Raw genomic sequence first — 22,910 nt, forward strand, 5'->3', positions numbered from 1 at the left:
CGAAGAAGCACGACGGAGCAATCTGTCTAACAAAATAGATTGCTTCGTCGGCTGAAAAAGCCTTCTCGCAAGGACGACTTTTCTATTGGATTTATGAAATCAATTCAACTTCAAAAAACGGTGTGTTCCGGGCGGCCGTCCTTGCGAGGAAGCATGACGAGCAATCTGTCTAACAAAATAGATTGCTTCGTCGGCTGAAAAAGCCTTCTCGCAAGGACGACTTTTCTATTGGATTTATGAAATCAACTAACTTCAAAAAACGGTGTGTTCCGGGCGGCCGTCCTTGCGAAGAAGCACGACGAAGCAATCTTTCTAACAAACCAGATTGCTTCGTCGGCTGAAAAAGCCTTCTCGCAACTACGAATTATTCTGGCCGGACGCCTTTTTCTATCGTTTGATTTCCTCGACTACTAAAAATTGAGCCAAAAAAAATCCCTCAAACACCAATTAAGGTGCTGAGGGAATGAGATTGGTAATTTATGTAATTAGTTATAAATGTTCCAAGTATATTGGTAACCTGTAACTGGGTTTATCGGTCCCCAAGATGTGTAAGAACCATCAGAGAATCTAGCAACACCTACTAATCTTGTTTTTCCTGGCATTGCCCAAGTTGTAATTTTGCTGTTTGGAGAAACACTAGTTCTGTAGTTTCCATCAACATAAATTTCTACATAGTAACCGCTGTAGTTATTTACCACAATATCGCTGTAGTTAGAACCATAAATGTCGCCACGTGTTTTAGAACCTACAGCTCCTTTTTTGTTTGTTGGAGCGGCATACTTAGCTGCGTCTTTGGCAGATAATACCATTCCTTTACTATCGATAACTTTTTTCTGTTTTGCTTGTGCGTTAGCAACGTTTACCGAGATTGTGCTTGTTGCGAAGATCGCAAGAGCAATTAATAATAGCTTTTTCATGTCGTTTAATTTTGTTTTGTAAATCTAAATAGTTTTTGATGGTATGAAAATACCTACTTATAATGATTTATCAAAAAAAAACGATCAAAATACCCACCAGTACGGATAATATTAGGCTGATTTTAAGGTAAATACAGTAATCTCGGGTAAAATACCTACTCTACCCGGGTATCCTAAAAAGCCGTAACCAACATTTACATACAACTGTTGCTTTTGTTCTCGATACAAACCCGCCCACTCTTTATAGATATATTGTACAGGGCTCCACTGAAATTCTTTGAAACGAACGCCAAACTGCATTCCATGTGTATGACCACTAAACATTGCATCTATTTGTGGGTATTTTTGCAACACTTCGCCTCGCCAATGAGAAGGATCGTGGCTCAATAATAATTTTACAGGCAGATCATCGGTGTTTTTAACAGCAAGCTCCATTTTACCATATTTAGGAAAACGGCCCATTCCCCAATTTTCTATTCCTAAAATACCTAATTCCTCACCATCAACTTTTAGTCTTCTATTCTCATTCATCAGCAAGTCGTAACCCATCACTTTGTGTACATCAATCATGTCTTTCAAGTTTTTAACCTTTGCAGGTGAAGATTCTTTCCCAAAATGATAATCGCCATAATCGTGATTTCCTAAAGTAGAATACACGCCCAAAGGCGCTTTAACTTTCGAGAAAATATCAATGTAATCTCTCACTTCGTTGGTGAGGTTATTTACTAAATCGCCGGTAAAAAAGATAAAATCGGGCTTTTCGCCCAATAGCATTTCTATACCACCTTTTACAGCAGTCTTATTGTAGAAGCTACCAGAATGGATATCAGAAATTTGCGCCATTCTAATCCCATTAAAAGCTTTTGGTATATTTGGGAGGATAAGATCTACTCTTGTAACCTGATAATCGTACGCGCCAGAAACAATGCCCCAACTTAATGAAGTTAGAGGAATAGCCGCAGCAACCAAACCTGCTTTTACCAAAAACTCTGATCTAGGGATGGGATTTTGATTCGTGATCGGCTCTGATTTTTGCCTTTTGGTTTTTCTAAACAGCTTAATTGCACCTCTTCTCAAATCATCAATTAATAAAAAAGGCAACATGGTAAATTTACAAGCAACGGTTAAGAAGAATGCAACCAATATTATCGCCCGCAACGAAAGGTAAAGATTCAGATAAATCCCGCCAAACACGCCGATAATCAGTATAATGCTATAAGTCCAATATAAAATCTTGAATATTTTTTTTGTGCGAGGTTTCCAATTTTTAAAAACGGCAACAATTGCTTTGAAACAATAAAGATCAAAAGCGATAATGAAAATGCAGGCTGCAACTATAAAAGGTAATCTTCCCATGTAAAATATGGTTTGTAAATAAAAAGCTTTGAAATTTCTTTCTTACAGAAAGTTTTCAAAGCTAATAAAATGTAAAACTAAATATTATCTAAAATCATCTTCGTTTTCATCCTCATCAAATTCAGCATTAAATAAACTGCCAAACATATCGCTAAAACCGAAGCCTCCATTTAAGTAATTTTTGCTTAATTGCGAATATTCTGCAAGGCCGTGCAATACAAATTCCATTAATAATAGCGTTTGGTTTTCGTTTAATTTAGGATGAAATTTCTTCACCATATCATATAAACTAGGCACTGCCATTAATGCTTTTTTATATTTTGCGTTAGTCAACGTATCGGTTACATCAATGTTATTTCCATCGGTAAACCATTCGGTAATTTCAGTATATGGATTTGCTGTTTTTGATTTTTTCGCTTTCTCGGGATCAGGGAAATATCGTGCAAACATTGTTTTAACGGCTTTGCCAATTAAAGTGGTGGCAACATGTGCTGGCCCTTCTAATTCTCCTTCGTAAACTAATTCTATTTTTCCGGTTATTGCGGGGATAATTCCGGCCAAATCTGATAAGCGTACTGAAGTATTTTTCTCGCCTGAAATTAACATTCTTCTTTCAGCAGTGCTGATTAAATTTTCGTAAGCTGAAATGGTTAACCTAGCCGAAACGCCCGATTTTTGATCAATATATTCACTTTTGCGCGCCTCAAAAGCAATTTGTTCGATCAAATCTTTAACCAAATCATCTACTTCAATTTCTTTTTGCGCTGGCGTCAACTTCGCTTCCTGCGAAGTAATTTGCCGAGAAATCTCAATGGTTCTTGGGTAATGTGTTAAAATCTGACTTTCAATTCTATCTTTCAAAGGTGTTACTATGCTTCCGCGATTGGTATAATCTTCAGGATTTGCCGTAAATACAAATTGAATATCCAAAGGTAAGCGCAATTTAAAACCGCGAATTTGGATGTCTTTTTCTTGCAACATATTAAACAATGCTACTTGTATACGTGCCTGTAAATCGGGCAATTCGTTAATTACGAAAATGCTACGGTGTGCACGTGGAATTAACCCAAAGTGAATTACCCGTTCATCATTATAGGTTAGTTTTAAAGTTGCAGCTTTAATCGGATCAACATCGCCAATTAAATCGGCAACGGTAACATCTGGCGTAGCCAATTTCTCTGTATATCTTTCGCTGCGGTGCAACCATGCAATTTCGGTGGCATCACCTTTGGTAGCAATTTCATTTTTGGCATACCATGAAATGGGATTTAAAGGGTCATCAAAAATCTCACTTCCGGCCACATAAGGCACATATTCATCTAATAAATTCACCATTAAACGGGCAATACGCGTTTTCGCTTGTCCGCGTAGGCCCAAAAGTAAAATGTTATGACGAGATAAAATTGCTGTTTGCAGTTCGGGTATAACGGTTTCATCGTAACCAATAATGCCTTCAAATTCTGCCTTGTTGCCACGAAGTTGCTTAATCAGATTTTCTCTAAGTTCTTCTTTAACGCTTCGCGATTTATAATTTGTAGTCTTTAATTGACCTAAAGTTGTGTTTTGCATCTTGTTGGGTTGTGTGTTATCGGTTAAGGGTTACGGGTTTGGGCGTTTAAACTTGTAACTTTTAACTTTCAACCTTTAACTTATTTAACTGTTTTTCTTCTATTTTTAATATAATCTTCAAAAATGTATTCGCCCAAGCCATTCAACGAGCTATAAAAAGCTCTGCCACCGTTCACTTCTGTAAATTCTCGTACAAATTGCTGTAAATAGGGATCTTTCGCAATCATAAAAGTGGTAATTGGAATTTTTAAGCGCTTGCACTGTGCCGCCATGTTTAAGGTTTTATTAATTACCTTTCTATCTAAGCCCATACTATTTTTGTAGTATTTGCCATTCTCTTTTAAGCAGGTAGGTTTACCATCGGTAATCATAAAAATCTGCTTATTATGGGTTTTCCTACGGCGAAGAAGATCGGCTGCCAATTCTAACCCTGCATACGTATTGGTGTGGTAGGGGCCAACTTTCAAATACGGTAAATCTTTAACCGTAATTGGCCAAGCATCGTTTCCAAAAACTACAATATCCAAAGTATCTTTGGGGTATTTTGTTTTGATGAGCTCTGCTAAAGCCATGGCTACTTTTTTTGCAGGCGTAATTCTGTCCTCGCCATATAAAATCATCGAATGCGAAATATCAATCATCAACACCGTAGATGTTAACGTTTTAAAATCTTTTTCCTCTACTTCTAAATCTCTATCTGTTAATGTAAAATCGCCAATTCCATGATTAATTTGAGCATTTTGGATAGAGGCCGTCATATCAATTTGGTCTAAACTATCACCAAAACTATATTCCCGTCTATCTGCATTTTTTTCTTCCCCAACACCAGATTTATTGCTGTTGTGGTTGCCACGACCAGATTTTTTTAGCTTACCGAAAATCTCATCTAAAGCTGATTTACGAATGGTTTGTTCTGTTTTTGCAGTAATTTTAAACTCACCCGATTTATTATCTTCTGTTAAATAACCCTTGTCTTTCAAATCATCAATAAAATTACCAATGCCGTATTCGTTATTTGTTAATTTATATTGTTTATCAAGCTCATTTAGCCAACTTAGCGCTTCCGCCGCATCGCCTGCAGTATAGTTTAGCAATTCGCTAAATAATTTTAGCAATTCATCAAACCCGCCCTTCGGCGAATCACCTGGTTTATAATCAGAAAAACGAAAACCTCTCATGTGCTTGTATTAACGGAAAATCGAAGATAAAAGTTTCGGTTTGTATAAATTTAAGCGTGGTGTCATATTCCTCATCCGGCCTTGCAGGCACCTTCTCCAAAGGAGAAGGATAGCGAATTGTAAATAGCATGATGTAGTTAGTAGATTTTTTTAGAGAACAGCCAACTGGGAACTGAAAACTGCCAACTGAAACTAGGCTTATTTTACTAATTGCGAATTATTTTTCTCTAATTATTTCACCTTTTGATCCATACGTGTTTCCGTTGTAATTTGTATATTTTAGTGTTTCTGCATCTTTACCAACGCCTCTAACTCTAAAACCATCAGCAAATTTTTTTATGGGCTTGTTATTTTTATCAATTAACATATAATCCGTAGCACTTTCAACTAAAGCACTGTATTTAGAAAAAACGCCAGGGTCTGTATAAGCAAAAGGAATAATAACATCGCCTTTTGGATTAATGTAGCCCCATTTACCCAATTGATTTTTTACTGCAGCCAAACCGTTCGAAAAGAATTGCACATCTTTATATTTAGATGCATCTATAACTACATCGCCTTTGGTGTTGATGAAAAATTGTTTGCCAGCCTTGTTTTTAACCAATAACAAACTATCCATGCCGAAGTTATCGTAGGTATCGATAACATAATCTTCTTTATTTATTTTTTTACCACTGCTGTTGTAAATATCTTCTGTACGACTAAGCGTGATGTAATCTGCAAATTTTTCTTTCTTTGTATATGGCTTCTCTTTAAATATGTAGTTGCCATGTATCTTATAATTGTAGCCATCAACGGTCATTATGGTTTTAAGATTTTCATCTACTATAACGCTTTTTTGATCTTGAGTAGTTAAAACCAAAAAATTTCCATCTTCAGAAACATTGTCGTACGTTGGTGCCAAAAGTATTTCATTTGTGTTAAAATTAACAATACCTTTGGGGCCGTTTACACCATCTTCAATAAAGTAGTATTTATTAAAATAAGGTCCGTCTTTATAAAAACGATATTTAAAAGGAATTAAGTTTTGACTTTTTCTATCCAACCATAAAACTTTTCTATAACCATCATCGCCAACATCGCCCATAAAATAATCACTTTTATATTGGTCTAACTGCTCAAAAGTTGGCTCAACTACCCATTTTCCTTTATCATCCAATAAACCAAATAAGCCTTTTTTATTTTTTGATATAATAAATCCATCAATGTAATCAGCCTGATTTTTTAGGGTAAAGCTGTAATTCTCTATTGCGCCTTTAGGTTTGAAGAAAATGTTAACAGCCGTTATGTTGCCTCTAAAACTGTAGGATACATTGGTTAGGTTTTCGGGTTTTTCTTTATCTTCTTTTGGCATATTTTGATAAAGGTATTTTATCAACTCGTCCACATTTTGGTATTCCTTTTTATCTATTTTTGCAATTGCATCTTCCCCAGTTTTGTACATCGCCTGTAAAAAAGCTACCGAAAAGTTACTTCCTATGTTTGATGAAGAAGAGCCAGATTGCTCGATAGATTTTCCACTGGCATTAATGCCTTCAACTTTTATAATTTTATCTTTAATTTTTTCAGAAAGCTTTAAATTAATTTCATTTCCCTTTATATCTACTAAAATAACTTTACCATCATTTAAAACATGCGAAGGATTTTTTTCACTTACGTTTATAAAAGATAACCCATCGGGATAGTAATAGGTAGCCTCCAATTGAATGCTATCTATCCATTTAGTGCCTTTAATCTCGTTTACCACATCACTATCTCTACCTGCAATATCTTGATCTTGATTTTCGGTTTTCCCATCTTTAAAATAGACTTTTTTTAATTTTAAACTGGGTTTTGGAAAACCATAACTATCGTAATCGTTTACGCTGTACATGATGCTACTCGCACTAAAATCTAATCCTAAATAAGTATTTGGATAAATAACCTCTTGCCTAAAATAAAGCTTGTCGAATTTTTCGTTAAATGCCGAAACGATTTTGTTTTTAGGCGATGTGCTAAATTTTTCGGATGTTTTACTTTCTTTAGGATCTAATTTGCCTGGCGTGATTTTAATACTTAGCGATGAGAGCTTAATCATGCTAGAAAGCTGCTTATTTTGGTCAACTAATATTTCTTTAATTTCTTCAATTGACTTTCCTTTAAATTGTTTTTTAAATTCATCCATATTATTTTGTGCAAAACTTAATGAACACGTAAAAAACGTTAAAATTAATAGGCTAAGGGATTTTTTCATAAAGTGATGCTATTGTTTCTACATAAAGTAAGCATGGAGCAGTTTGTTTTAAATTTTTGTTAATTAAATACTTCGTTATCGTAATTTGGATTTGCTCCAGTTTGCGAGGCTACAAATGCACCAACTTTACAGGCCTTATCTAAAATTGAAGTCATTGGATATCCATTTAAATAACTCGCAATAAATGTAGCTAAGAATGCATCGCCCGCGCCAACTGTATCTGCAACTTTTACTTTATAGCCTTTGTGATGAAACAACTTATCATCTTGTAAAACACAAGCACCTTTATCGCCAAGGGTAAGACAAATAATTTTAATGGTAAATAATTTACTAAGCTGTTTTAGCAGTTGTTCATCGGTATTGCCGGTTAAATTTAATTCATCTTTTAAATAAATAATTTCGTGTTCATTTACTTTTAAAATGTCGGCTTGCCTTAACAGTAATTTTAAGGTTTCGATAGTATAAAACGGCGGACGAAGGTTAATATCAAATACTTTTAATTTTGCATAATTAAGGAGTGCCAAAACTGTGCTTTTACTTTTATCGTTGCGACAGGTTAAACTGCAATACACAAAAGCATCAGCGCTTTTAACTGCCTCATTTGCATCTTTTGTAAGTGCTATCGCATCCCACGCTACTGGTTCTACAATGGTGTAAGTTGCTTGTTTATGTTCATCAAGTACAACTTGAACGGTGCTTGTTGGCAAAGCCGAAATCTGAACTAAATTTGTAGGGTAATTATTTTGGCTTAAAAAATTGATTAATTCCTTGCCATTTTCGTCATCGCCAACGGCGCTTATAAAACCGCTTTTTATATTCTGTTTATGAAGGTTTAAAGCTACATTCATACTAGAACCACCCGCTTTTTTTCCTTCCGGGAAAACATCCCAAAGTATTTCTCCAATAGTGATTACCTTCTTTTGCATAATTAATTTTATTTTGCAAATTAACAAATTCTGTGCATTTTTAGGTGTTTGATATTAAGGAGTCAATTTTTAAAAACGTAACATTCTTAACTATTCAAAAAGTTGATTGCTGTTTTTAGAACCAGTTATAAAGCAACCGTTATAAAAAAATTAATCTTTATATTGTTTTGGTTATCAAGTTTTAGTGTATTTGCTCAAAATGAAGCAGATCGACAGGCGATTTTGAATGTTTTAGAAAAACAGCGGATGGATTGGAACCAAGGAGATTTGAATGGTTTTATGATGAGTTATGCAAAAACTGATAGTTTACTTTTTGTTGGAAAAAGTGGGGCGAATTATGGTTGGCAAACTACTTTAGATAACTATAAAAAAGGCTATCCTGATAAAGGAGCAATGGGGTTTTTGACCTTCGCAATAAAAAAAGTGGAGTTTTTAAATGTTGATATTGCTTTTGTTTTAGGTAGTTGGCATTTAAAGCGCGATAACGATGAGCCTAAAGGGTTTTTTACTTTATTACTGAAAAAAATAAATGGCGAATGGAAAATTATAGTTGATCATTCTAGCTAGTTGCTCATCTTATATTTTACAAAATTTAAGTTTCGTTATTCTTCGATTTTGAAGTTTTTGTAGTAGTATTCTTTATCTTCATCGGTAATTTCACGTACAACTTTACAAGGGTTCCCGAACGCCAGCATGTTATCGGGAATGTCTTTTGTAACTACACTACCCGAGCCAATTACCACATTCGATCCTATTTTTACACCAGCATTAATTACAACATTACCACCAATCCACACACTGTTTCCAATGGTAACTGGTTGCGCCCACTCCACATGTTGATCTCTTAAATGTGCGTGTAAAGGGTGTCCGGCTGTATAAATAGCAACATTTGGCGCAATAAATACATTGTCTCCAATGCTTACCTTGGCACAATCTAAAATAACCAAATTAAAGTTTGCGTAAAAATTATCGCCAATTTCTATATTGTAGCCATAATCGCAACGAAATGGGGGCTCTACATAAAACATTCTTTCTGTTTTACCAAAAAGCCTCTTTAACAAATCTTTACGTTGCTTAAAAAATTTTGGTGCGAGGTTATTAAACTCGAAAACGATTTCTCTAGCTTTTAATCTTTCTTTTGATAATTCAGAATCGCCTGCATGATAGGCTTTTCCAGCAAGCATTTTTTGTTTTTCGGTAAGCATTTAGATATTTTAAAAAAAAAATGATTGAACTTAAAATTTACTCACCAACCAATTGATGGTAGCTGTAAAATAAGAGTTATAAATTGCGCCCCAAATTGGTGCAGTTCTGCATTTGTAAACTGTGCGTTTATCCATATCCATTAAAACAACAAATTCGAAGGCAGAAAAATGCGTTGGAGAAGCGCCCTCAGCGAATTTAATCGCATCGTTTTCGATATTTTTTGCCTGTAATACAGCTATTGAACCGACTGCAGATTGCAATCCCCTTGGCCAACCTCTGTTATTCGCAATTGCAAAATCATAACAGTTTTTACTAAACTGCTGTAAGCCCGATGCATTAACTTGTTGATCAGTATTTGCAATAAAAATAAATGTGTTTAGTTGCGTGCCAAACCAGCTCCATTTAAATTCTTTTATGTAACCAACAGTGCAGTCGATGCCGTTTATGTTTACGTCGCCAAAATAAATGTTTTGAGATTCGAGAATTTGTTTTGCGTTACCCATCATTTTAGATTGAATGAAAAAATGTTCATATACAAAAATTATACCACCGTTAAATTATGCGGTAAAAGGTTGAACACAATTCATCGAGAAATAAGTAAGCAGAAATGCCAATTAAACGCTAAAATTTTAGCAATATTAAAAAAATTGCAAATGAAATTTGTGCTATGGCTTGTTACTGGCCAATGCTTTTTCGGCAATTTCAATTGCTTTTTTCTCTCTCCAGTTTGCGTATTTTTCTTTAAAGGTCATTTTTATAACGCTATCTACTGCGCCATGGGTAAATAAGCTCCATAAACTCGCCACTTTACGGGTAATTGATTGATCCCAAGCACGTAAACTTAGTGAGAAAGATCCATCCAAGTATTTCATCCAATGCCACATTCCTGTTGGCATAAATAAGGTATCGCCGTGCTCCAAAAACACTTCATAACCTTCTACACCATTTAATGCAGGGAATTTTTTAAAATCGGGGTTATCTACTTTATAATCTTCTAAAGCATAGGTTGCATTAGGCAAACAGTATAAACGATCTTTCCACTTGTTATCAAAAAGAATAATATGCTTTCTGCCACCAAAATGTGTGTGGAAGATATGAGGTAAATCTATATCGTAGTGTAAAAATGTTTCGGAATTAGAACCTCCAAAAAACATTGCTGGCATACTTTCTATAAAACCACCCATTAAATCTTTAGGTATCTTTATATCATTAACCAGGCTGGGTACTTTCTTAAATAAATTGAAAAAGAAAATTCTCAATTCGGTAGGTTCGCGTTTAATCAAATCAAGATAATCGCCAAACTTCATGTGCGCAGCGGCAGCATTTATCGGTTTTGAAGGATCGGCTTTTGAATTATCGTAAAGTGGAACTTCTAACTCGCCACCAACTTCTTTTAAGTAATCGGTAGTCCACTTTTCTCTGGCAGGCCAATTTTTTGTAAGCCCTTTAATAACTAACGGACGTTTAGTTTTTAGATAATTTTTCTTAAAATCCTCAGGAGTAATACTCTCAACGATATCAACTTGTTTTAAAATAAAACTCATACTGCTAAAACGGTAATTTGTAACCGATTAACAAAAATGTAAATTTTATTTTATAAAAAATTGTTTAATCGCTAAATGTGACGAAAAACAAGTAATAAAAAGTTAACATTTTGATAACATATTTCGTCTCGCAAAACTGTTACTAAAACCGGCGCTATTTTGGCAGGTGTTAAATCGATGTTTTGAATGATAGTAGATTTTTTAACAAAAAAAAACGCCTCTGTACATACAGAAGCGTCTTTTTTAATGGGTTTTATACCAGATTATTTTGGCATTAAAACAGTGTTCACTACGTGAATAACACCATTTTTTTGGTAAACATCTGCAATAGTTACAGTACTTACACCACCTTTTTCGTCTTTCAACATTAATTTTTTACCTTTCATGTAAGCTACTAATGTACCACCTTCTACAGTTTTAAGCATTGCTTTACCATGTCCAGCTTTAATTGCAGCAGCAATTGCTTTGCTATCCATTTTACCAGCAACTACATGGTAAGTTAAAATTTTTGTTAAAGTTGCTTTGTTTTCTGGTTTAACCAAAGTTTCAACAGTACCTTTAGGTAATTTTGCGAATGCTTCGTTAGTTGGTGCAAAAACTGTGAATGGTCCAGCACTTTTTAAAGTTTCTACTAAACCAGCTGCTTTTACTGCTGCTACAAGTGTAGTGTGATCTTTAGAGTTAACTGCATTATCTACAATGTCTTTAGTTGCATACATTTCTGCGCCACCAACCATTGGATTGTTTTGTGCGTAAACTTGGGTTGTAAATGCCATTGTTATAACAGCAAATCCAGATAGAATTAATTTTTTCATGTTTTTATTTATTTAAAGTTCTTTTTATTTGAACTCATTTACGACAGGTAAGGGAAGGTTGGATTTTAGAAAAAATTGAAAAAGATGTAATCCTTTGATTTATAGGTAAATAAATTTAAAATAAAATTTAATTTATTGTTTAATTTCATTTTCGCATATCTATTTTATTGTATTTTGAGTGAATAAAAGGAACAAATATTCTGGTTTTAATGAATATTATTTGATTTAACTCGATTTAAAATAGATGCTTTTTTTAGTATTTCTCTGTTTATCTCAAATTGAACTCACAACGTTTGATGATTTTATGAAAAATTGCATTTCAAATTTGATTGTGCCATTAGACTACTTTGGCTGTTCTTATTTTTTTAGAAAATACGTTAGGGAAAAATCGCTTTAATAAAACTGCTTTTTTTTCTTTTCCCCCGATATAAACTTCTTCTTTTTTTGCACCTATCGCTTTCATTATTTCTGTGGCACAAGTTTCGGCACTCATTCCATTGGCCTGTGCGTCATCCATGGTGCCCTGCAACCTGCCATTCGCAGTTAAAGCATTTATACTAACATTAGTTTTTATAAAACCAGGGCAAACTAAAGTAATAGTAACGTTCTTATCGTAAACCTCCGCTCGAAGTGAATCGAAATAACCATGAAGCGCATGTTTTGAAGCCGCATAAGCTGAACGTAGCGGTGTACCAAATTTACCCACCAAACTGCTTATGCAAACGATATGCCCACCACCGTTCTCAATCATCAGCGGAAGTACAGCTTTGCTTAAAATAGTTGTGCCCCAAAAATTGGTATTCATAATTCTTTGTTCGGTGTCCAAGTCAGTTTCTAATGCCAAACTCCGCTGACTAACGCCACCGCTGTTAACTAAAACATCAATTTTGCCGAAAATTTTAATTGCTTCGAAAGCTTTGTTTGGCAAAGAGGAGGTATCATTTAAATCAAAAGCCAACACATGTACATTAAACGAATTTTGGCAATTTGCTTTTACTCTAAATAATTCATCACGGTTACGGCCTGAAATGATAAGCTTATCTCCAGCTTTAAAATATTTATAAACCAATGCCTCTCCAATACCAGATGAAGCACCAGTAACCCACACTATTTTCGACATATAATTTCAATTATTGATGGTGTAATTTTGAATAATTGCATTTAAGTGAGTTGCAAATTCAAAAGTCAAAATTCTCTTACTCGTTAACTATAAACAATTCTGATGCGATTTGATCGGCAAATAATTTTCCACTTTGTGTTAATTTTATTTTGTCTTGGCTGAGCAAAAGCCAACCTTTATCATCAAAACTGCGCAAGTTATGTTTTGTTTCTTCTAAAAATTCTTGTCCAAACTCTAGCTTTATTTTTTCTAAATCTACGCCCCAAATTGTTCTCAAGGCTGTCATAATGTATTCATTAAACCTATCGTTTACGCTCAAGGTCTCAATTACTTCGGGCAATTTATTGTGTTCAATAGTTTGTAAATATTGGGCATTGTTGGCAGGGTTCATATACCTGTTGCGTCCATCAAAACCGTGTGCAGATGGACCAATGCCAATATAATTAACACCTCGCCAATAATTTGTGTTGTGTACAGCATAGTGGCCTGGTTTTGCGAAATTTGAAATTTCATATTGCTCGAAACCTGCTTTTTCTAATTTATCCATTAAAATGATAAACTGCTCGGCACTTTGGCCTTCGCTAATCGGGTTTTGCTTTTTTGTTTTGATAAATTGCGCTAGGGCAGTTTTTGGTTCTACTGTTAAGGCATAAGCAGAAATGTGGGGTACTTCCAGCGATAAGGCTTTGCTAATATTAAAGTTCCATTTCTCATCTGTTAGTAATGGATAGCCATAAATTAAATCGAGCGTTAAGTTTTCAAAACCTGCATCCTGACTTCTTTTTATGCAATCTTCGGCTTCGATTGCATTGTGTGCCCGGTTCATCCAAATTAAATCCTCATTAAAAAAAGATTGAATACCAACGCTTAAACGATTAACCGGTAATTGGTTTAACTCCTTAATTTTTTGAGAAGTTAAATCATCGGGATTGGTTTCTATCGTGATCTCCGCATTTGCATTAACATGAAAATTGGTGTTTATGGCATCAAAAATCTTCTGTAAAGCGTGTTGTGATAGAATCGAAGGTGTTCCGCCACCAAAATAAATACTTCCAATCGACTCGGTAATTCTGTCTTTTTTAAATTTAATTTCTTTACAAATTGCCTCTACCATTTCATCAGCATACTTTAAAGATGTGCTAAAATGAAAATCGCAGTAATGGCACGCTTTTTTACAAAATGGAATATGGATGTAGATGCCGGACATGCCACAAAGATAAAGCTAAAAAACAAAGACTTTCATTTTCTTTCCGAAACAGAAAATATTGAGGTACTTTTGCATTCTAATTTTTGCCAATAAATGCCTAAGTGTGTTCTTTTTCTGCTTATTTCATTATTTGTATTTGCACAATCTACACTTGGGCAGGAGCCTACTGTACAAGTTTCGCCGATAGGAAAGGCTGATACTGCCAAAGCTATTTATCACAGTAACTACAGGAGAATAGACCCTGTAAAATTAGCAATGCAACAGAAAGTAACCGATTCTATAATGGCGCACAGCTGGGTGTTGCCAGATAGTGCGATAAATAACCATGCTTTCTTAGATAGCGTTCAGAATGAATATTTATTCCCTGTTTTAGATTTGTATGCTTGGCATAAAAAATATCAGCACTTAAAAAAGAAAGTAAATCCTTTTAAGCTTGGCACACGATTGCCAAAAGGTAATGTTGGGCTTTTAGGCTTCGTTTTGGCTATGCTCGTCATTTTTGCAATTTTAAAAAACTTATTCTCAAAACAATTATATACAATTGTTGAAGCTTTTTTTAATAATCGCATTCTAAATAATATAAATAAAGAGGATAATCTTTTCAGTTCTTGGCCATTTTTACTCCTTTTTATACAGTTTGGTTTTGTTTTTGGGATGTTCTTTTTCCTAGTAGCGCAGTACAACCAGATGTACCAAGCACTGCAAGGATTTAGGTTTTTATTTACTGTTTCTATAAGTATTATTATTCTTTATGCTTTAAAGCTCATTGTGTTGAGGTTTTTGGGTTACGTCTTCAATGTTCAGAAAGCTGTTGGAGAATATATATCTATATTGTACTTAAGTTATTTTAATGCGTCTCTGCTTTTTATACCGCTAATCGTGGCATTCGCACTTTCTCCGCTTAAATATGGCTCAATATATATTGGTTTATCGGTAGTTTTATTAGGGATTATTTTTACTTTTCAGCTAATCCGTGCGGGAATAAATATACTTTCCAATAATAAGTTTTCTAAAATGCATTTAATTCTGTACTTTTGCGCCCTCGAAATATGTCCTATTTTAATACTTATTAAAACTATAGGACTATAGCAGGAAAAGGACATGCAAGAAAAAAATGAAGCTAGAATTCGGAAAGTTAAAAGTATCTTAGTTACTTTGCCCAAGCCTGAAACCGATAAATCTCACTATTTTGATTTGGCAAAGAAACTCAATGTAAAAGTAGATTTTAGGTCTTTTATTCATGTGGAAGGCGTACCTGCAAGGGATTTTAGGAAAGATAAAATCAATCTGGTAGATTTTACCGCAGTAATATTTACAAGTAAAAATGCTGCCGATCATTTCTTTAGGATCTGTGAAGAAATGCGGTATGACGTGCCAGCAGATTTAAAATATTTTTGTTTGTCTGAAACAATTGCGTTATATCTTCAAAAATACATTCAGTACCGGAAAAGGAAAATCTTTTTTGGCAAGCAAACTGCTGCAGATTTAACAGAGGTGTTAAAAAAGCATGCTAATGAAAAATTTTTATATCCATGTTCGGATATGGCTACAGAAGACACTTTAAAGTTTTTAGAAAAAAGCGGGTACGATTTTACGGCTGCGGTTTTATTTAAAACTGTGGTAAGCGATTTATCAGATTTAGCCGAAGTTTTTTATGATGTTATTGCATTTTTTAGTCCTTCTAGTATTCAGTCCTTGCTAAAGAATTTTCCTGATTTTAAACAAAATGAAACGCGCATTGCAACTTACGGGGTAAATACTAGTAAAGCTGCTACAGATGCAGGATTAATTGTTGATATCGCGTCGCCAACACCGGGTGTACCTTCTCTTACTATGGCAATCGAAAATTATATTAAAATCGCTAATAAATAATTGGAATACCGCAATAAAAGCGAATATTTGTAGTTATAATCGAGGATTTCAAAATTGTTTTGTAACAATAATGCTAACTTCGCTGATTGGGCATGGAAACTTTTTTTTACTTTCGGTTGATTTATTAAGTCAAAATATTTGCATTTGTTAATTTTTTCAATCATTTTTGATTCAATTGCCCCTAAATGTGTTTTTTACACTATGAAAAATATGAAGAAAATTTACCTTATAGGTATTAGTGCTGCAACTTTTCTTTTCTCAAGCTGTAGTCACGGTGGTGCGGGAGAGTTGGTCGGAGCCTACAATAAAAAATTTAAAAACGACCGTATTCCTTTGGGCATGGTATATATTCCGCCTGGTCATACACCAATGGGTGGTTCTGATGAAGATATTACATTTTCTCAAAATGGGCCGAGTAGAATGACAACGATTAGTGCATTCTACATGGATCAAACCGAAATTTCAAATGCTGAATACCGTCAGTTTACCAATTGGGTACGTGATTCTATCGCTGTAACCATGATGGGAATGCCAGCGCAGTTTACTAAACAACCTAAAAATGCTGCAAGTGCGGGTTTAGGGGGTAGTAAATTTATCGATTGGAAGAAAGTTGGTGTTAATGGCCGTAATATTTGGCGCGCTTCAGGCAAAGGTGGTGCTCAATCGGCGCAAGCCAATAGCCTAGATGCAATGTACTATTCTGGTTTAGATGCTTTACCGGGCCGTAAAGAAATTGATGTGCGCAAACTAGAGTATTCTTATAGTGTGCTAAATATGGATAAGGCTGCTATAGGCCACAAAAATGCAAATAGCAAACGCCAAGATTATATAGATCGCTACAATATTGCTGTTTATCCAGATACGATGGTTTGGAAAATAGATTTTTCTTATTCTCAAAATGATCCAATGGTTCGTGGTTATTTTAATCATCCTTCTTATGATGATTATCCGGTAGTTGGCGTTAGTTGGGAGCAATGTAATGCTTTCAGCCATTGGAGGACAGAACTATATAACGGTGTAGCCGTTGCAAGAAAGTTACCAATGAATTCTAGATCGGATTATCGTTTACCATCAGAGTCTGAATTCGAATACGCATCAAGAGGAGGTAACGTTAAAACCAAATACCCTTGGGGTGGGCCTTACATTAGAAATGCCAAAGGTTGTTTACAGGCAAACTTTAAGCCCGGTCGTGGCGATTATTCTAGCGATGGTGGTATTTATACAGTGGGCGTAAAGTCTTATTTTCCTAACGATTATGGGTTGTATAATATGTCGGGAAATGTTGCAGAGTGGACTAAAACTGCTTACAATAAATCATCTGGCCCATTATTGCATGATTTAAACCCTGATTTTACTTATGTTGCAGATAAGAACGACAGTAAATATTTAAAACGTAAAGTTGTAAAAGGTGGATCATGGAAAGACACAGGATTTTTTCTCCAAAACGCAGTTTCTACTTACGATTATCAAGACGAACAAAGATCATATATCGGCTTTAGATGTGTTTCATCTTTTATGGGTACCGATTTAAGACGCTAATATTACAAATACCTACAAAACCAATCATTAAACTAAAAGTAAAGCATTAAAATTTTATGGCAGCTAAAAAACAACCAAGTTGGTTACACGTCGCAATCTCATGGGGAGCAAGTATCGTTATCATTGGGGCATTATTCAAGATTTTACACATTGGTGGAATCTGGGGTAACTGGGCGATTGGTATCGGATTAGGCGTGGAAGCGTGTTTGTTCTTTTTAACAGGATTTTTTCCACCAGAAGCTGAACCAGCATGGGATAGAGTTTATCCTGAATTAAATGAAAACTTTAAAGGCGAATTGCCAGTGGCTTCAGCTAGGCCCATAGCACAATCCAATGCAGGAAATACTGCTGCTTTAGATAAAATGTTATCGGATGCTAAAATTGGACCAGATTTAATTGAGAGTTTAGGGACTGGCTTACGCACCTTTGGCGATAAAGTAAAAACTATTTCTAATGTTGCTGATGCAGCTACTGCCACTAACGAATTTACAGGAAAAATAAAAACAGCTTCTGCAAGTTTTGATAATTTAAGTACTTCGTTTGATAAAGCAACAGCTAATTTAAAAGCTATGGGCGAAAGTAATGTCGATTCTCAAGCTTATCATGATCAAGTAAATAACTTGGCTAAAAATTTATCGGCATTAAATGCAGTATATGAATTAGAATTGCAAGATTCTAGCGCACATTTAAAATCGATGAATAAGTTCTACGCAAACTTATCGCTTACGATGCAAAACTTTAACGAATCTATGGAAGATTCTAAGCAGTTTAAAGATGAAGTGAATAAATTGGCTAAAAACCTTTCATCGCTTAACGCAATTTACGGTAATATGTTATCGGCTATGAATGGCCCACGTGTATAATTTATCTAGTTTTTAATTTTTAAACAAAAGCTTCATAAACTATGGCAGGCGGAAAAGAAACAACAAGGCAGCGGATGATCAATATCATGTATTTGGTATTGTTGGCTATGCTTGCCTTAAACGTATCAGATACAATATTAAATGCATTCAAAAATATTAACGATAGTTTAGCAACATCTAGAGATAATGTAAATGTAAGCATCGATCAACTTTTTTCTTCATTCGAGAATTCTAAATTGAAAGAAGATCCAGCACGTGCGCAACCTATTTTTGATAAGGCAAAACAGGCAAAAGCTGCTGCGGATGATTTAAGTAGTTATATCGAGAACATTAAGAAGCAATTCACAGAGGCTGGAGATGGTATTGATGAAAAAACTGGCGATTTAAAGCGCCGAGAGAATATGGATATCGCTCAAGGCATTATGATTAACCAAGGTGAAGGTGAAAAACTAAAAGCCAAGATTAATCAAACAAGAGAAAAATTAATCAGCTTGTTAGATAAAAATGATCAAGCAGGGGTATCGTTTACTTTAGAAGCAAAGGATCCGAAAAAAGGTAAAGGAGATTGGAAAGAGGTGAATTTTGGAGAGGGAACGCCTTTAACTGCAGCAATGACTAACTTAACTAAAATTCAGGCAGATGTGAAAAATGCAGAAGCTGAGGTGGTTAAAAAGTTATTCGGAAATATGGATAAGGCCGTAGTAAACATAGATAAGTTTGCAGCCGTTGCTGTTGCACCTACATCTTATGTTATTCAGGGTCAACCTTACACTGCTGAAGTATTTTTGACAGCTAGTGATTCGAGATCATCTCCAGATATTTCTGTTGGTGGTGGAAAATTAGCTGTTAAAGATGGTAAAGGTACATATACAGGTGGAACGGGGAGCGTAGGTGTGTTTAAATGGGTAGGTACTGTTCGCGTTCGTCAAACCGATGGACAGATTAAAGAGTACAAAACACCAGAACAAACTTACCAAGTAGCAAAACCTTCGGCTAATGTTTCATCAGATAAAATGAACGTTATTTATGCAGGTATCCCAAATCCGTTTTCGGTATCCGCGGCAGGTTTTCCATTAGAAAGTGTTAATGCCAATGCTTCTGGCGCTTCAATGAGTAAAGCAGGTGCAGGTAAATATAATGTAACGGCTGCTGGCTCACAAGTAGGTAGCGAAGTTACTATCAGCGTGAGCGCTAGTAATGCGGGTAAAACAATAAGTTTAGGTAGTCAGAAATTTAGAGTAAAAGCTATTCCGGCTCCAATAGCGAAAGTTGGCGGCCGTTCTGGTGGAGATATCGCTTCTGTACAATTAAAAAGCGAAAGCGAAATTGAGGCAGATTTGGATGATTTTCCATTTGATGTTAAATTTAGAATTCTGCGTTATAAGTTTACAGTTGTAAAACCACGATCTGATGCAATTACCATTTCTGGTAGTGGTGGTAGTTTTGCAGGTAGCGTTAAAAATGCGATAAATACAATTACTCCAGGTTCGAGGGTATTTTTCGAAGATATAGTTTCTCAAGGCCCTGATGGCCGTCAAAGAATCTTACCTTCAATAACATTCCTTATAAAATAAATAGTCATGAAAAGGATTTTAAGCATAATCGTCTTAATTTTAGTTGTAGGTGCGGCCAACGCTCAAAATAGAAAGAAGCTTGCCCCAGCTAAAAAAGCAGCAGCAAGTCAGCCTGTTAGTACGGTGGATACTGTAAAAGCGACCAAAGTAGTAGTTAAGAAAAAGCTTAAAGTACCGCCGAAGGATGGTTTTTATGCGCGTAAGGATATTGATAGCACTGTGATGGTTCCGTTAGCAGATGTGCGAGAGGAAGATGTTTTTTACGCAAAAAGAATTTGGAGAGAAATTGATTTAAGAGATACTGTAAATTCTATCCTTAAATCTCCGAAAGGCAGGTTAATAGATGTAATTGTTAATGCGGTTAAGGCCGAAGAATTAACAGCTTATGCACCGTTTGATTCATTAAATAATGATGATGATGCTTTTACTAATCCGTTGACTGCTGATTCGGCTGCAAGGGCTGCTTTAGGAACGGCTGAGGTTTCTAATAATAAAACAGGTACCGTAACTACGGTAACTAATGATTTTAATCCGCTATTATTTTTGAAGTACAGAATAAAAGAAGATTGGATTTTTGATGTTAAACGATCAATATTTGAACCGCGTATTGTTGGTATTGCGCCAATGAAATTTGTAGAATCTTCTAAGCAATGGCAACCTGTTTTTTGGATTTACTATCCTGAAGCACGTGAATTATTCGCTAGAAAACGTTTAATAAACACCAATAATGATGCATCATCATTAAGCCTTGATGACTTTTTTATCCGTAGGTTGTTTAGTAGCTATATTGTTAAGGAGTCAAATCCTGGTGATGATAAAATTAGAGATATTATTACAGATCCAAGAGACAGGTTATACGAATCAGAAAGAATCAAAAAATCTGTTTTAGATTACGAACAAGGACTTTGGGAGTATTAAAATCCCGAACCTCTGCCTGTCCGGCAGGCAGGCCCAAAGGGGGCTTTTAAACGCCATATAAAAAAGGAGCAAATTAAAATTTGCTCCTTTTTGTTTTATGCTAAGACTTGACAAATAATTTAAGATTTTTCTTTAAACTACTTTGTTTTACCGCCTAATATTTACGCTCGCTGTTACGCTCCCCCTTCAGGGCCTGCTTGCCTGACAGGCAGGGGCTGGGGGGTAAAATACGCTCTTAGCGTCTGCACCTGCTTTTTATTCAATACCTCTGCAAGTTCTTTTTCAGTAACTTCCTTAATTTTCTTGACTGATTTAAAATGGGTAAGCAACTTATCGGCAGTTGTTTTGCCAATGCCATCAATTTGTTCTAATTCGGTTTTCAGTGTTCCTTGGTCACGTTTTTTCCGGTGAAAAGTGATGCCAAATCTGTGCGCCTCATCTCGCAATTGCTGAATAATTTTTAGCGTTTCCGATTTTTTATCTAAATATAATGGATAAGAATCGCCAGGATAGAATAATTCTTCTAACCTTTTAGCAATGCCAATTATAGTCACTCGGTTTTCTATACCCAATAACTTTAAGCTCTTTACTGCTGATGATAATTGACCTTTACCGCCGTCGATAATGATTAATTGAGGCAATGGCTGATCTTCTTCGAGCATGCGCTTATATCTACGGAAAACAGCCTCTTCCATTGTGGCAAAATCATTCGGGCCTTCAACCGTTTTAACATTAAAATGGCGGTAATCTTTTTTGGATGGTTTGGCATCTCTAAAAACCACAATTGCCGATACTGGGTATTTACCTTGAAAGTTCGAATTATCAAAACACTCAATGTGCGTAGGTAATTGCGTTAACATTAAATCCTTTTGCATCGTTGTTAAAATTCTATCGGTGCGTAAATCAGGATTTAATTTTTCATATTGATTTAATTTATCCTTTTTAAAGAATAACACATTTTTTTGCGAAAGTTCTAATAGCTTTTTCTTTTCGCCCAATTTTGGAACGGTAAATTTTAAGCTTTCATCCTGTAGCGAAAGCATAAAGGGAACAATAATTTCCTTTGATGTACTGTTAAACTTGGTTCTAAAATCCAACATGGCAAGGGTAATGATTTCTTCATCACTCTCATCCAATTGCTTTTTAACTTCTAGGGTTTGCGTTTGGATAATCGTGCCATTCATTACCTTTAAGTAATTTATAAAAGCGTAACGCTCATCAGAAGCAATACTTACTACATCAACATTGGTGATGGCGCTATTTACAACAGTCGATTTACTTTGATATTTCTCTAGCACCTCTAATCTACGAGCATATTGATGTGCCAATTCGAAATTTAACTCTTCAGAAGCGGTTTTAATAACTGTTTTTACCTCGCGTATAACATTGCCAATTTTCCCGCCTAAAATCTCTTTTATTTCGGCAATGTTGTTATCATAGTCAACTTCCGTTTGATAATTTTGACATGGTCCTTTGCAGTTGCCAATCTGATATTCTAAACAAACCTTGAATTTCCCCTCGTCAATATTTTTTTGATTAAGAGGCAAACTGCAAGTACGCAAAGTGTAGGTTTCTTTTATCAAATCTAGAATGGTGTGCATCATCCCAATCGATCCATACGGACCAAAATAAGTAGAGCCATCTTTTATCACTTTTCTTGTCCAATAAATTCGTGGGAAATGTTCATTCTTAACAATAATCCAAGGATAAGTTTTATCGTCTTTTAAATTGATGTTAAATTTGGGTTGATGCTTTTTGATTAAGCTATTCTCCAGCAACCATGCATCAATCTCTGTATCTACAATGGTAAAAGTTATCTTGCGAATTTTCGAAACTAAAACCCTGGTTTTACCATTAAACTGGCTTTTATCGCCGTTAAAGTAAGAGCCAACACGATTACGCAAATCTTTTGCTTTGCCAATGTACATCAACTTTCCATCGGCATCCCAATATTGGTACACGCCGGGTTTGTGGGGAATTGCGGTTAATGCTGTTTTATGGTCGAAATTACTCATGATTTACAAAAGTAGGAGATAATTGGAGAATATGCGCATAGTGTCCTAATGAAACCTA

At 35.2% G+C, this 22,910-nt stretch carries 20 protein-coding genes; 7 read left to right on the top strand and 13 right to left on the bottom strand.

Annotated elements, in window-relative coordinates; all coding sequences use genetic code 11:
* Window positions 1–485: 485 nt before the first annotated feature.
* From EZJ43_RS01665 to EZJ43_RS01690, 6 genes are all read right to left on the bottom strand, one after another.
* On the bottom strand, window positions 486–917 hold the full coding sequence (locus EZJ43_RS01665; protein ID WP_133260920.1) for a hypothetical protein: 432 nt from the start codon (window positions 915–917) through the stop codon (window positions 486–488).
* 111 nt (window positions 918–1,028) lie between these two features.
* A complete protein-coding gene (locus EZJ43_RS01670) occupies window positions 1,029–2,273 on the bottom strand; it encodes a metallophosphoesterase (RefSeq protein WP_133260921.1) in 1,245 nt (414 codons plus the stop codon).
* Between the two features lie 84 nt (window positions 2,274–2,357).
* Entirely contained in the window at window positions 2,358–3,842 is a 1,485-nt protein-coding gene (locus tag EZJ43_RS01675; protein WP_133260922.1) for a MoxR family ATPase, read from the bottom strand.
* Between the two features lie 80 nt (window positions 3,843–3,922).
* Window positions 3,923–5,020 carry a vWA domain-containing protein gene (locus EZJ43_RS01680; protein ID WP_133260923.1) on the bottom strand — a complete coding sequence of 366 codons (1,098 nt, stop codon included), beginning with the start codon at window positions 5,018–5,020 and terminating at the stop codon, window positions 3,923–3,925.
* Window positions 5,021–5,237: 217 nt separating this feature from the next.
* Window positions 5,238–7,184, bottom strand: coding sequence for a WG repeat-containing protein (locus EZJ43_RS01685; protein WP_165953068.1), 1,947 nt, complete (start codon window positions 7,182–7,184; stop codon window positions 5,238–5,240).
* A gap of 128 nt (window positions 7,185–7,312) precedes the next feature.
* On the bottom strand, window positions 7,313–8,179 hold the full coding sequence (locus tag EZJ43_RS01690; protein ID WP_133260925.1) for a carbohydrate kinase family protein: 867 nt from the start codon (window positions 8,177–8,179) through the stop codon (window positions 7,313–7,315).
* Between the two features lie 162 nt (window positions 8,180–8,341).
* Here EZJ43_RS01690 and EZJ43_RS01695 point away from each other — a divergent pair, with 162 nt between their 5' ends.
* On the top strand, window positions 8,342–8,746 hold the full coding sequence (locus EZJ43_RS01695; protein ID WP_243718018.1) for a YybH family protein: 405 nt from the start codon (window positions 8,342–8,344) through the stop codon (window positions 8,744–8,746).
* A 35-nt stretch (window positions 8,747–8,781) separates the two neighbouring features.
* Here the strand turns inward: EZJ43_RS01695 and EZJ43_RS01700 are convergent, their stop codons facing one another.
* From EZJ43_RS01700 to hemW, 6 genes are all read right to left on the bottom strand, one after another.
* On the bottom strand, window positions 8,782–9,384 hold the full coding sequence (locus EZJ43_RS01700; RefSeq protein ID WP_133260926.1) for a sugar O-acetyltransferase: 603 nt from the start codon (window positions 9,382–9,384) through the stop codon (window positions 8,782–8,784).
* A 30-nt stretch (window positions 9,385–9,414) separates the two neighbouring features.
* Window positions 9,415–9,891: a hypothetical protein gene (locus tag EZJ43_RS01705; protein WP_133260927.1), complete on the bottom strand. Its 477-nt coding sequence runs from the start codon at window positions 9,889–9,891 to the stop codon at window positions 9,415–9,417.
* A 159-nt stretch (window positions 9,892–10,050) separates the two neighbouring features.
* The gene (locus EZJ43_RS01710; RefSeq protein ID WP_133260928.1) at window positions 10,051–10,929 is read right to left on the bottom strand and encodes a cupin-like domain-containing protein; all 879 of its coding nucleotides are present in this window, start codon (window positions 10,927–10,929) and stop codon (window positions 10,051–10,053) included.
* A 263-nt stretch (window positions 10,930–11,192) separates the two neighbouring features.
* Window positions 11,193–11,744 (bottom strand): fasciclin domain-containing protein, encoded by a 552-nt coding sequence (locus tag EZJ43_RS01715; protein WP_133260929.1) that lies wholly within the window; start codon window positions 11,742–11,744, stop codon window positions 11,193–11,195.
* Window positions 11,745–12,081: 337 nt separating this feature from the next.
* Window positions 12,082–12,864: an SDR family oxidoreductase gene (locus EZJ43_RS01720; protein ID WP_133260930.1), complete on the bottom strand. Its 783-nt coding sequence runs from the start codon at window positions 12,862–12,864 to the stop codon at window positions 12,082–12,084.
* 76 nt (window positions 12,865–12,940) lie between these two features.
* Window positions 12,941–14,071, bottom strand: coding sequence for a radical SAM family heme chaperone HemW (hemW, locus tag EZJ43_RS01725; protein ID WP_133260931.1), 1,131 nt, complete (start codon window positions 14,069–14,071; stop codon window positions 12,941–12,943).
* Window positions 14,072–14,164: 93 nt separating this feature from the next.
* Between hemW and EZJ43_RS01730 the strand changes: the two genes are divergently transcribed.
* From EZJ43_RS01730 to porN, 6 genes are all read left to right on the top strand, one after another.
* Entirely contained in the window at window positions 14,165–15,160 is a 996-nt protein-coding gene (locus EZJ43_RS01730; protein WP_133260932.1) for a DUF4271 domain-containing protein, read from the top strand.
* Between the two features lie 12 nt (window positions 15,161–15,172).
* Window positions 15,173–15,943 (top strand): uroporphyrinogen-III synthase, encoded by a 771-nt coding sequence (locus tag EZJ43_RS01735; RefSeq protein WP_133260933.1) that lies wholly within the window; start codon window positions 15,173–15,175, stop codon window positions 15,941–15,943.
* 210 nt (window positions 15,944–16,153) lie between these two features.
* Window positions 16,154–17,482: a T9SS ring complex lipoprotein PorK/GldK gene (porK, locus tag EZJ43_RS01740; protein WP_133260934.1), complete on the top strand. Its 1,329-nt coding sequence runs from the start codon at window positions 16,154–16,156 to the stop codon at window positions 17,480–17,482.
* A 56-nt stretch (window positions 17,483–17,538) separates the two neighbouring features.
* The gene (gene porL, locus EZJ43_RS01745; RefSeq protein WP_133260935.1) at window positions 17,539–18,345 is read left to right on the top strand and encodes a type IX secretion system motor protein PorL/GldL; all 807 of its coding nucleotides are present in this window, start codon (window positions 17,539–17,541) and stop codon (window positions 18,343–18,345) included.
* A 41-nt stretch (window positions 18,346–18,386) separates the two neighbouring features.
* Window positions 18,387–19,919 (top strand): type IX secretion system motor protein PorM/GldM, encoded by a 1,533-nt coding sequence (gene porM / locus EZJ43_RS01750; RefSeq protein ID WP_133260936.1) that lies wholly within the window; start codon window positions 18,387–18,389, stop codon window positions 19,917–19,919.
* A gap of 6 nt (window positions 19,920–19,925) precedes the next feature.
* On the top strand, window positions 19,926–20,837 hold the full coding sequence (gene porN / locus EZJ43_RS01755; RefSeq protein WP_133260937.1) for a type IX secretion system ring subunit PorN/GldN: 912 nt from the start codon (window positions 19,926–19,928) through the stop codon (window positions 20,835–20,837).
* 173 nt (window positions 20,838–21,010) lie between these two features.
* Here porN and uvrC read toward each other — a convergent pair whose 3' ends face one another.
* The gene (uvrC, locus tag EZJ43_RS01760; protein WP_133260938.1) at window positions 21,011–22,852 is read right to left on the bottom strand and encodes an excinuclease ABC subunit UvrC; all 1,842 of its coding nucleotides are present in this window, start codon (window positions 22,850–22,852) and stop codon (window positions 21,011–21,013) included.
* Between the last annotated feature and the right edge of the window lie 58 nt (window positions 22,853–22,910).

Origin of the sequence: Pedobacter changchengzhani, assembly GCF_004354365.1 — a bacterium.
In the GTDB taxonomy this organism is placed as follows: Bacteria; Bacteroidota; Bacteroidia; order Sphingobacteriales; family Sphingobacteriaceae; genus Pedobacter; species Pedobacter changchengzhani.

What these genes read in the sequence shown, in the direction of transcription:
- EZJ43_RS01735 (WP_133260933.1), top strand. Translation starts at nt 15,173, where the DNA reads ATGCAAGAAAAAAATGAAGCTAGAATTCGGAAAGTTAAAAGTATCTTA.
- porK (WP_133260934.1), top strand. Translation starts at nt 16,154, where the DNA reads ATGAAGAAAATTTACCTTATAGGTATTAGTGCTGCAACTTTTCTTTTC.
- hemW (WP_133260931.1), bottom strand. Translation starts at nt 14,071, where the DNA reads ATGTCCGGCATCTACATCCATATTCCATTTTGTAAAAAAGCGTGCCAT.
- porL (WP_133260935.1), top strand. Translation starts at nt 17,539, where the DNA reads ATGGCAGCTAAAAAACAACCAAGTTGGTTACACGTCGCAATCTCATGG.
- porM (WP_133260936.1), top strand. Translation starts at nt 18,387, where the DNA reads ATGGCAGGCGGAAAAGAAACAACAAGGCAGCGGATGATCAATATCATG.
- EZJ43_RS01675 (WP_133260922.1), bottom strand. Translation starts at nt 3,842, where the DNA reads ATGCAAAACACAACTTTAGGTCAATTAAAGACTACAAATTATAAATCG.
- EZJ43_RS01720 (WP_133260930.1), bottom strand. Translation starts at nt 12,864, where the DNA reads ATGTCGAAAATAGTGTGGGTTACTGGTGCTTCATCTGGTATTGGAGAG.
- EZJ43_RS01680 (WP_133260923.1), bottom strand. Translation starts at nt 5,020, where the DNA reads ATGAGAGGTTTTCGTTTTTCTGATTATAAACCAGGTGATTCGCCGAAG.
- EZJ43_RS01665 (WP_133260920.1), bottom strand. Translation starts at nt 917, where the DNA reads ATGAAAAAGCTATTATTAATTGCTCTTGCGATCTTCGCAACAAGCACA.
- EZJ43_RS01685 (WP_165953068.1), bottom strand. Translation starts at nt 7,184, where the DNA reads ATGGATGAATTTAAAAAACAATTTAAAGGAAAGTCAATTGAAGAAATT.
- EZJ43_RS01670 (WP_133260921.1), bottom strand. Translation starts at nt 2,273, where the DNA reads ATGGGAAGATTACCTTTTATAGTTGCAGCCTGCATTTTCATTATCGCT.
- porN (WP_133260937.1), top strand. Translation starts at nt 19,926, where the DNA reads ATGAAAAGGATTTTAAGCATAATCGTCTTAATTTTAGTTGTAGGTGCG.
- EZJ43_RS01700 (WP_133260926.1), bottom strand. Translation starts at nt 9,384, where the DNA reads ATGCTTACCGAAAAACAAAAAATGCTTGCTGGAAAAGCCTATCATGCA.
- EZJ43_RS01710 (WP_133260928.1), bottom strand. Translation starts at nt 10,929, where the DNA reads ATGAGTTTTATTTTAAAACAAGTTGATATCGTTGAGAGTATTACTCCT.
- EZJ43_RS01690 (WP_133260925.1), bottom strand. Translation starts at nt 8,179, where the DNA reads ATGCAAAAGAAGGTAATCACTATTGGAGAAATACTTTGGGATGTTTTC.
- EZJ43_RS01705 (WP_133260927.1), bottom strand. Translation starts at nt 9,891, where the DNA reads ATGATGGGTAACGCAAAACAAATTCTCGAATCTCAAAACATTTATTTT.
- uvrC (WP_133260938.1), bottom strand. Translation starts at nt 22,852, where the DNA reads ATGAGTAATTTCGACCATAAAACAGCATTAACCGCAATTCCCCACAAA.
- EZJ43_RS01730 (WP_133260932.1), top strand. Translation starts at nt 14,165, where the DNA reads ATGCCTAAGTGTGTTCTTTTTCTGCTTATTTCATTATTTGTATTTGCA.
- EZJ43_RS01715 (WP_133260929.1), bottom strand. Translation starts at nt 11,744, where the DNA reads ATGAAAAAATTAATTCTATCTGGATTTGCTGTTATAACAATGGCATTT.